Below are 8,305 nucleotides of genomic sequence, written 5' to 3' on the forward strand. Positions count from 1 at the left end.
ACTATCTCCTATATTTTCCCGGCGGGGTGAGCCTATTTGGACCAGCAGTTTCAGATGCTCTAATAATGTCATCGGCCGACTGCCAAGCGCTTGGATGCCCCGGAATGGCTGCAGGCGACAAGACGCGGACATCGACTCCTGTATTCGTTCGCATAGCAGCGGCGGTTCTATGGTGACCATCCACAATGATCATTCTTCCGTCGTGCATGATGATATCAATAGGTGCGCCTACATAGCCATCTGCTCGCATACTATCAGCGATCCGATTGACCGATCGACTGGAAGCGCTGCCCTCAATTGAATGCGAGCGAATTAGCGTCTTGGCATCAACACCGCCGATGATTCTAGGCACTGCATTTTCTGCGGAAAATGCGCGTATGGTTCCCGGCGTGGACTCGAAGCCTTCCAATAGAGGAGCTTTGGTTGAATAGCGGCTTGAGTCCAATCCAAGATCGACAATGTTCCCCCCGGTTGAACCAAGCCGACCCAGCCTACCAAAAACAGGTATCAGTGAGAGGCTATCTGACCAGGTTAGATTGCCATTATATGCTCGGACGCCGATATCGACGATTCCTCCTGCACCTGTCATTGTGAACAACGTGTATTGTGATTTCCCTAGCTCCCAGAACAAATCATTGACTGCTTTATCGGCAATTCCATCCCACTGGCGTATCAACTTCCTGTTGTGATCGATGGCTGAGTTGAATTCTTTCAGTCCGTCAACACTATGAACGCCCGGTTTATAGTCTTGATTGTATGACGCGACCCAGCTGTCCAATGTTCGCATATCGAGAGCATAGTTGGCTACTTCGACACTGAGCGGCCTGAGCCCATCTGATCCAAGGCCGGATGGCGCCGCCTTCGCACCTCCGCCGGCCTCAACGTACGCGTCACGGAGTCCGGTCCTAACGCGTTCCTTTTCCGCTACGGCCCCCACAAACTGCTCAACAGCAGAAAGCTTCCCATCTCCGTCCGTGTCCATTGCGGCGAATTTCATCTTCGCAATGGCCTGTTTTGCTTCAGCACTGAACTCAAGCAAGCCGCTGTAATCTATCCGCGATCCCGCTTCGTCTGGCAAAGCGGTTGCTCCAACTGTAGCCGCTTGGGTCCCTGTTTCAGATGCGCGGGAGCCGCCCCGCCCGCGCGAAGCCTTGACCTCGCTCACCACCAGGCTCCCCAGCGTCAGCACCATGTCCGGCAGCGTGGCGACGAGGTTGTCGCCGAAGCTGGTACCGTCGATGAGGCTGCGCGCGGCGGCGGTGGAGATCGAATTGGCGGTGACGGCCGCCACTTGCGCGAGCGCCGGTGACTTGAACATGCCGCCGACCGCGCCCGGCACGGCCTGACTGAGACCGGCGGTCGCCACCGCCGCCCAGTCGAACTTCTTCTGAAGCCCGGTCAACCGCCCGACGCCTTGTGAAATCGCGCTGGTGATCGCGCCACCGGCGATCTTGCCTAGGAACTGGCTGCCCGCGATGTTGTCCACCGATACCGTCGGCATGAACGCGCTGAGCGCGGCGATGCCGACGGCGTTCCAGTTGAACCCGCCCTGCTGGATACCCGTCGCCATCCCGAACAGCTGGCTGCCAGCGCTGGCCGCCGCGGCTGTCACTCCGCCGCCGATGATTCCGCCCGCCACCGCAGCGGCACTACCCGCCGCCGCCGCGCCGCCGCCGGCCAGCAGAGACCCGAAGAACTTGGCGACCGGAACCTTGATCACCGCAGTGATCGCGATCGCCACCGCCATCATGATGATCTGCCCCACCATGCCGCAGCCGTCCCGCTTGGGCGGCTTGGGGGTGTTGGGCGAGGTGTTGCCGATCGCCTCGGCTGGATCATAGGGCTTGAAGGTATCGGCGTTATGGTGGTTGCCGACTACGCCGCCCGGGATGCGGATCGGGGTGCCCGCGGCGAGCGCGCTTGAGCCGAGGCCGGGATTGGCTTCGGCCAGTTTGTACCAGAGCGTGGAGTCTCCCCACACTTGGGCAGCGATCGACTGCAGCGTCTCGCCCCCGGTTGTGAGATAGCTGGAGGCGCCATCGCTGATGGTGCCGCCGTTGAACGCGGTGAAATTGGAGTCGAAATCGGCATAGGCCGATCCGGACGTCGCGCCGCCGCGGAACGGCCCGTTGCCGGGCGCCGCGGTGCGCTGAGCGATCGCGGTGTTGTAGTCGACATTGCTGGTGCCATCGTTGCTGATGACGCCCATCTGCCGCCCGCCGAACATGTAGGTGCGGGTCTGCGGATCATTCTGGTTGAAGTTCCAGTCGAACTCGCTGCGGCGGATGATCTGGCCCTGCAGATTGTTGGTGTATCCGATATAGTACGCGCGCGCCGTGCCGCTGGGATCGCCGCTGACGCTTACACCGGTCAGCATTCCGTAGCGGTCATAATCATAGGTCGACGAACTGCTGCCATGGCGATTGGTGAGGGTGATGCCCTTCTGCATCGCCGCGTCGGCCCAGAAATAGGTTTGCCGCGTTTCGCTGTCGACAAAGGCATTGTCCGCCGAACTGCCATAGACGGGCGAAAAGCCGCCGTTCATCCAGTTCTTGGTCCGGCTGAAGTAGAGCACGCTGCCGGTCGAGCTGCCGGTCTGGCCCGAATGGGTGATGACGGGCTGGTTCGGGCCCGTGCCGTCGGCGCTGAAGTGATTGACCGTATGGGTCTGGACCGTGTCGCTGCCCTGCCGGGTCGAGGTCTTTTCCGACAGCACCTGACCCCGCAGGTCATAGTCGATGCTGTGGCGGCTGTGCATGGCGGTACCCCAGACGTCATGCTCCGAATAACCAATGACCCGGTTGAGCGCGTCATAGGTGGTGACCGCACGGAGCACGCTGCCGTTCATGACCGTCGTCAGCTGTCCGGCGGCGTTGTAGGCATAGTCCTCTTGCGCGTTCCAGCCGGTCTGCGCGGTCGCCCGCTGCCCGGCGACATTATAGGTGATGTCGGTACCGACTGCGCCGCGCGAGATGTACCCCGACCCTGCCGCACCGGTGAACGTGCCCTTGGTCGTGACGAGCCGGTTCATGCTGTCGTAGCGGTACCAGTAGCTCTGCGGGGTCGCGTTGACCGAAATCGCACCGCTGGCCGCCATCTCACGATAGTCGGTCGCGATGGAGCGCACATTGCCGACCGCGTCGTAAGTCCATTTCTTATCGACAAAGTCGACGCTTCCCTGATTTGGTCCCGGAACATCGCGGTAGCGGGTGATGCGGCCCGCCGCGTCATAGTCGGCGCGGCCATCCTGCAACGTCTGCCTGTCGACATTGTAGGCTTCGGGTATAGTCTCGTACCAGCCATAGCCCTCGCCGTCGGGCGTATCTGGCGAGGTGCCGGGGCCCCGGACCCAGATCGTTTGCTCTGCCCGATAGGTGGCGCTGGAACTCACTAGCATCTCGCGGGTCAACCGGCCGAGCGCATCATATTCGTAGCTCGCGATCTTGTTCGACCAATCGGTGTTGGCCACCTCCACATCGCCGGTAAAGACCTGACGAATCTGACCGGTATTGTAGTAGCTGTAGGTTTTGTAGGGCAGTGTTTCCAAGACGAACTGCTCGGTAAGCATCCGGCCGGCGAGATCGAAGGTATAGCTGTAGGCGATACCACCCTTGTTGACGCGGCCGGTCACGCGACCGAGCAGGTCAGTGCGCTGGATCGCGGCGTGGATAAGGTCGGTGCCGGATACGCGGTCGGCGTTGGTGCTGGTGGTCTGGGTCGAGCCGACGAGCTTGCCAAGGCTGTCGAAGGTCCAGGCATAGCTGGTGGTGGTGGTCTCGCCGCCGATCACGACCGAAGAAATGACCCGACCCTGCGCGTCATAGTCGGTGTAGGTCCTGGCACCGACGCCCTGGAGCGAATTCCACTGCTGGATGCGCTGGCCGAGGCCGTCGTAGCGATACTCCTCGGTCAGCAGTCCACCGCGGCGCAGGACCGAGGTAACCCGGCCCATGCGATCGTATTCGTAGTGTTCGTCCTGCCCGAGTTCGTTGCGCAGGATGCGGGCGTCGCCGAACCGGTCGTAGAGGGTCTGGAACACGCTGCCATCGGCACGGATTTCCTTGACCGCCAGCGCTTCGGCCCCGCCGTGGCCGGTGCCTGCTAGCAGTACCCGTCGGGTAAGGTTGCCGTTGGCGTCGACAGCGCCAATCAGGCGGCCCGAAATGTCGTAGCGGTAGTGCTCGGTCGGGTTGACCGTCGAGACCGTGCCGTTTTCGCTGGTGACGCTGACCTGCGGCGACACCTTGGTCAGCAGGCGACCCATGTTGTTGTAGGCAAAGGTGGTGATCGCGCCGTAGGTGTCGATCTCCTTGGTGACCTCGCCGAACGCGTTGTACTCGCGCGTGGCGGTGACATCGGCGGTCGTGGTGGCGTTGAGCTGGCGATCGGGCGCGCGGGTGTGGGTCACCATGCCGCGCTTGTCATAGGCGGTGACAGTGGTGACCGCGTTCGCCGTGTTGGTGTCGCCGGTGCTTGTGATCGACGCGGTGTAATTGGCCTCGGTCAGGGCCGACAGGTCGGCGCCCGCCGACGTCAGGGTCAGCGTCTGGCGGCCGGCCTTGTCGTAGACCTGGAACTTGAGGACGCCGTCGCCGGCATTGGTCCGCCACATGCGGCCCGACGCGTCATAGTCGAAATATTCCTGATAGACCGCGGCCGTGGTGTGGCCCGCGGTGGTGCCGCGCTCGACCAGTTCGCCATGCGCGTTGTAGCGCATCCGCGTCGCCGCATAGGCTTGGCCGTTAGTGTCGGTATGAACCCAGCTGCTGCCGTCTAAGCGTGCGAAGGTCTGCGCGATAACGCGGCCAGCAGCGTCATGGACGTAGAAGATCGCTTCGGTGACCGAATAGCCGGCCGAGAGCATCCGCGCATAGCTCTCCGCGACGAGGCGGCCGGCGGAATCATAGTGATAGTTGCGCGTGCGCGCGTCGGCATCGGTGGTGGAGGTGAGGCGTCCGTCTTCGTAGATGTTGCCGGTAATACGATCGCTGACCGTGCTGCCGTTGCCGGTCTGGCGCGTGGCCGTGAGCTGATCGAGCCCGTTGTAGAAATAGCGTAGCTCCGGAATAGCCTCGCCGCCCGCGTAATTATCGTACTTCGGGCGCGTTTCCTTGGTCAGCCGTCCCGCCGTGTCATACTCGTAGGTGGTGGTGTCGCCATTGGCCTCGGTCTTGGTCCAAACTTGGCCGAGCGCGTTGTAGGTGTAGATTATCTCGGCATCACGCGCGGTACCGCTGGCGTCACGGACCGTACCAGCCCGCGGCGTGAGCTGGCCGTTGAGCGGATCGATCGACCAGGTCTCGACATCGATACGCTTTTCGGTGAGGCGGCGGCCGAGCCTGTCGTAGGTGAAACTGGTGACGCGGTCGGTCAGAAGAGTCTCGACCGGTGGCGGGGCATCGGGTGTGACCGGAGAATCCCAGCGCTTCGCATAGCGCCGCTCGGTCAGGGCGTTGCCCTCGGCGTCATATTGCCACTTGGTCAGGAAGTTCTCGCGATCGACCTCGTGCGTCTTGCGGCCAAGCTTGTCGTAATAGGAGAAGGTTGTGGCGCCGTTGGGGTCGGTGGTCTTGATGACGTTCCCGGCGGCGTCATACTCGTAATAGGTGAAGGCAGGGCCGGTCTGGGTGACGAACACCGATCCGTTCCAATAGCCGGTCCGTCCCGCATCCTTGTAGCTCGACGTCAGGCGATTGAGGTTGTCGTAGTTGTAGAAGGTATCGCGCGCGGTGCCGCCGGGCAGGGGGGCGGTGCCACCCGGCGTCGCCGGCAGCGTGACCAGCGTGTCGAAGGCGCGGGTCTGTTTGAGGTTGCCGGCGGCATCGTAGATATACTGCACCACCGCGCCGGTCGCATCGATCTGCGCGACCTTGCGATCGAGATCGTCATAGTAATAGTAGAAGAGCGGGCGACCATTCGTCGCATCCTTGGTCTGGATCAGGTTCCCGCGCTTGTCATAGGCATAGGTCTCGACCGGGGTATTCATGACCCCCGACAAGCCGACTTTGACATCACCGCCCGTCTTCGAGATCAGCCGGTCCGCCTTGTCATAGGCGAAGAGGGTATCGCGCTGTTCGGGCTGCCCCCATGCCTCGACCAGATGAGTGAGGTTGCCGCGTGAATCATAGAAACGAACATTATAGGAGTAGGCGGCCACCTGATTGCCCAAGCTGTCATAAACCGGCGCATAGGTTGTCTGCCAGCGCTGAAGACCGCGCCGGTCATAGCTGTACTGGATGATCCCGCCGAGCTTGTTCTGGATCTGGCTGAGGTTGCCGAACGCGTCGTACCAGCGATATTCGGTCTTCTCCTCGGCATCGGTGGTGCTGGTGACGCGCCCGAGCTTGTCGTAGGCGAAGCGGGTGGTGGCGTCGGCTGCATGAGGCGCCGAGGTCGGGCGCACGTCGATCGAGACCGGATCGCTGGTCGCCGCTCCGCGCCGGGTGACGGTCTCGATCTCGCCGAACGCGGTGTAGCTGGTTTCGGTCAGATAGTTTTCAGCGTCGCGCGAGGCGATTACGCGGCCGTAGACATCGTAATAGTTATAGGTCGCGTTGCCGCGCTGGTCGGTGCTGCGCACGACATTGCCGAACGCGTCATACTGGTAGCTGGTCGTGCCCGACGCGGCGTCGGTCTGCGTCAGGACGCGTCCGAGACTGTCGTGGGTGTAGGTCGTGGTCCGATTGAGCGGATCGGTGGTCGAGACGAGATTGCCGAGGCCATCATAGGCGAACCCCGTCAGCGTCTGCTCGGGCGTGCCATAGGCCTCATAGCGATACTGCTCACGCCCGGCCGCATCATATTCGTAAATGGTCAGGCTCTGATCCGGCGTGCCGTGGCCGGTATAGACATGGGCTAGCTTGCCACTCGCATGGTAGACATAGGCTTTCCGGTTGCCGACGCCGTCATATTGCTCGCTAAGCCGGCCAACGACATCATAGCCGAAATAGTCGACTGTGAAGCCGCCAGGCGTGACCGCGTCACCAAACGTCCAGCTGTCCGGTACGGCGGCGTCGTAGCGATAGGTTGCGAGCACCCGGCCTTCGGCGTCATAGTCGTTTTGGGTGACATAGCCTTCGGGATCGACGACGGCCCGCAGTTCGCCGCGCGCATTATAATAGTTGCGGCTGATGCGATCGGTCGCGGCGGAATTGGCGGCCACCCAGCCGTTCATGTCCGCCTGGGTCGGCAGCGAAGTGGTCGCGCGCAAATTGGCGTACGCAACCTTCTTCGTTACCCGACCGCTGGTGTCGTAGCTGAAGCCGGTGACCGCGCCGCCGGCATCGATGGCATAGGCGACGCGGCCAGCGGTATCATAGACCGCCCAGCTCGTGCGGTTGGCCGCATTACTGGCGGCTCCGGACGACGCAATCGCCGCCTTGACCGCCGCGAAGGTCAGACCCGAAGGGAAGCTGATCGCGGTCGCATAGGTCGTGACCTTGCGCACCAGCCCGATCGAGCCCCAGGCGACATCGGATTCATAGCCATATTCAGTGACCTGGCCGAGCCCGTCGATCTGGTACCGCAGAAAGCCCTGACCGTCATAGACATAGTTCATCTGACGGTTGGCGGGGTTGGGGTTCGGGTTGGTGCTGTCGGTCAGCTGCTGATGCGTGCCGCTCGCACGCAGTGCCGGATCGGTCGCCTTGGCATAGGCGACCTCCTTCACCTTGCGGCCTGCCCGATCGTAAGCGATGCGGGTCAGATAGCCCGCACCATCGAGCGCGCCGATGCTGCGGCCGTCCTTGTCGTAGAAGACGCGCGCGATGGCGTCCCGGGCGTCGGCCGCGGGCAGTATGACGCTGGCGGGCGCGGCGACCTTGAACGCCGCGATCTGGGCGGCGGTCAGCTTGTTGTAATAGCCGGTCGTTCGGATCAGCTGGCCCGAGGCGTCATACTCGTAGCTGGTGACCGAGCCATCGCCGTCGATCGCCTGCAGTACCCGGCCTTCGGCATCATAGATGTGCCAGGTCCAGATGTCGGTGGCGTGTCCGTCAGGCCGGATCGCGGCGATGTCGATCGTCGAACCGGGGGCGGCAAGCGCCGTGAAGTGGGCCGGATCGACCCTATACGCGAAGCGCGCGGTCGCGACGAGGCGGTTGCGCGCATCGTAGCGATACTCGATCAGGTCGCCGGATTCATTGACCTCGGCGGTTTTCCGCCCGGTCTTGTCGTAGAGATAATAGCGGGTGACGCCGGTGGCGTCGGTCGTGGAACGCAGCCGTCCGTTCAGGTCATAGACGTTGCTGGCGGTACCGCCGACGGTATAGGCGCCGCTCTCGGTGACGCTGAGCAGGTCGCCCGC

General features: G+C 62.5%; 1 protein-coding gene. It reads right to left on the bottom strand.

What is annotated here, in order from left to right; translation table 11 throughout:
- Position 1: 1 nt before the first annotated feature.
- Positions 2-8,305, bottom strand: an 8,304-nt coding sequence (locus tag AC07M1_RS15725) for a hypothetical protein (protein ID WP_495163564.1), incomplete at its 5' end; no start/stop codon positions are given.

It is taken from the genome of Sphingomonas sp. GW821-FHT10C01, from assembly GCF_059415525.1.